This window comes from Ruegeria sp. BHSA123 (assembly GCF_059613425.1).
In genome coordinates this window covers 1-1,156 of the sequence record NZ_JBXWSL010000167.1, presented here as the reverse complement: position 1 = coordinate 1,156, position 1,156 = coordinate 1, and the positions used below count along the sequence as shown (strand labels likewise).

Below are 1,156 nucleotides of genomic sequence, written 5' to 3'. Positions count from 1 at the left end.
GATGATCCAGTCGGCGATCTGGCGGAATTCGGTCTCGCCAAAGCCGCGGGTGGTGCCGGCGGGGCTGCCCAGGCGGATGCCCGACGTGATGGTCGGCTTTTCCGGGTCAAATGGCACGCCGTTCTTGTTGCAGGTGATATGCGCCCGGCCCAGGGCCTTTTCGGTGGCGTTGCCCTTGACGCCCTTGGGGCGCAGGTCAACCAGCACCACATGGGTGTCGGTGCCGTGGGTCACGGTGTCGAGCCCGCCCTTGATCAGCTGATCGCTGAGCGCCTGCGCATTGATCACGACCTGCTGGATATAGCTTTTGAACTCGGGGCGCAGCGCCTCGCCAAAGGCCACGGCCTTGGCCGCGATCACATGCATCAGCGGGCCGCCCTGAATGCCGGGGAAGATCGCCGAATTCACTTTCTTAGCGATATCTTCATCATTGGTCAGGATCATGCCCCCACGTGGGCCGCGCAGGGTCTTGTGTGTGGTGGTGGTCGCCACATGCGCGTAGGGGAACGGGCTGGGATGCTCGCCTGCCGCGACCAGACCGGCGAAATGCGCCATGTCCACGTGCAGATAGGCGCCGACCATGTCGGCGATCTCGCGCATGCGGGCAAAGTCGATCTGACGCGGGATGGCCGAACCGCCCGCGATGATCAGCTTGGGGTTATGCTCTTTCGCCAGCGCCTCGACCTGATCATAGTCCAGCATGTTGTCCTGCTGGCGCACGCCGTATTGCACGGCGTTGAACCACTTGCCCGACTGGTTGGGCCGCGCGCCGTGGGTCAGGTGGCCACCGGCATCCAGGCTCATGCCCAGAATGGTGTCGCCGGGCTGGATCAGCGCCTGGAACACGCCCTGGTTGGCCTGGCTGCCCGAGTTCGGCTGCACATTGGCAAAGCCACAGCCAAACAGCTGCTTGGCGCGGTCGATGGCCAGATTCTCGGCGATGTCAACAAACTCGCAGCCCCCGTAATAGCGCCGGCCCGGGTAACCTTCGGCATATTTGTTGGTCATCACCGAACCCTGCGCCTCCATCACGGCGGCAGAGACGATGTTCTCGGACGCAATCAGCTCGATCTCGTCGCGCTGACGACCCAGCTCAGACCGGATCGAGCCAAAAAGCTCAGGATCGCGGTCCGACAAGGACTGGGTGAAAAATCCG

Annotated in this window: 1 protein-coding gene; it reads right to left on the bottom strand. The window is 63.3% G+C overall.

Features of this window, described 5'->3' with window-relative positions:
• The coding region (glyA, locus tag AC2FNC_RS20815) for a serine hydroxymethyltransferase (RefSeq protein ID WP_496716587.1) at positions 1 to 1,156 on the bottom strand (1,156 nt) is incomplete at both ends.